Source organism: Synechococcus sp. R8-2 (genome assembly GCF_047461715.1).
In the GTDB taxonomy this organism is placed as follows: domain Bacteria; phylum Cyanobacteriota; class Cyanobacteriia; order Thermostichales; family Thermostichaceae; genus Thermostichus.
On record NZ_JANSHQ010000510.1, the window covers coordinates 1 to 1180 of the forward strand.

General features: G+C 59.8%; 1 protein-coding gene. It reads left to right on the plus strand.

Annotation, left to right across the window (positions count from 1 at the left end; genetic code table 11):
* Nucleotides 1-1180: response regulator (locus tag NW819_RS11655; protein ID WP_414413845.1), on the plus strand; the 1180-nt coding region annotated here is incomplete at both ends.

Consider the following 1180-nt stretch of genomic DNA (forward strand, 5'->3'; position numbering starts at 1 on the left):
CTGGAGCGGCAGCCCTATGCCCAGCAGCTTGCCCAGCCTTCTGCTCGTGTCCCGGTGGATTTGCAGGGCAAGCGACTGTTGGTGGTGGACGACAACGCCACCAATCGCAAGATCCTGCGCTGTCAGGCCGCGGCTTGGGGAATGGTGGTGGAAGAGGCCGAAAATGCCTATCAGGCCATGGACAAGCTACGCCAAGCCGTTCGGGAAGGCAGACCCTTCCCCCTGGCCGTTTTGGATATGCAAATGCCAGAGGTGGATGGGGAGACCTTGGGCCGCTGGATCAAGGCAGATCCGCAACTGGCCGAGACGCAACTGGTGATGATGACTTCACTGGGACTGGGGGAGCACTCCCGCCGCGCTGCCGAAATCGGCTTTGCCGCCTACTTGGTTAAGCCGGTAAAACAAAGCCGTCTGCAGGAAGCGCTGGTCATGGCCCTGGGGAAATCTTCTGGTTTATCCACTTCGCTCTTGGGAATGAGTCCCGTCCTCCCTCAGACGACCCCCAGGGAGGATCGTCCCCGTCAATCGCTGCGCATTTTGCTGGCAGAGGATAACCCCGTCAACCAAAAGGTGGCTTTGCGCCAGCTCGAGAGTTTGGGCTACAAGGCCGATGTGGTGGCCAATGGTCAGGAGGTATTGGATCTCCTGCAGCAGGTCAGATATGACCTTATTCTCATGGATTGCCAAATGCCGGTGATGGACGGCTACGAGGCCACCCGCCGCCTACGCCAACAGGAACGGAGATCCGGCCACCGCACAGTGGTGATTGCCATCACGGCCAACGCCATGCAGGAGGATAGGGAGCGCTGCCTGCAGGCAGGTATGGACGACTATCTCAGCAAGCCGGTGCTGAAGGAAGATTTGGAAAGGGTGCTCAACCACTGGAGCCAGCTGATTGCTCAGTCTGCAGGGGGATCCTCCAACCAAGCCGCTTCTGAAGCAGCCTCTCCAGCTTCCCCCGCCGAGAGCCGGGATCCCTCTTCTTCCACCCAGCCCTATCCCATCGACTCTGCCTACCTGGATCAGGTTTCCGGCGGGGATCGGGGGTTTCAGCGAGAGCTATTGCAGGTGTTCATCCAAGATTGCGAAACCCAGCTTCCGCAACTGCGCCAAGCCATTGCCGGTTACGACGCAGAAAGAATGCGGCGGGTCGCCCACCGCCTCAAAGGAGCCAGCTCCA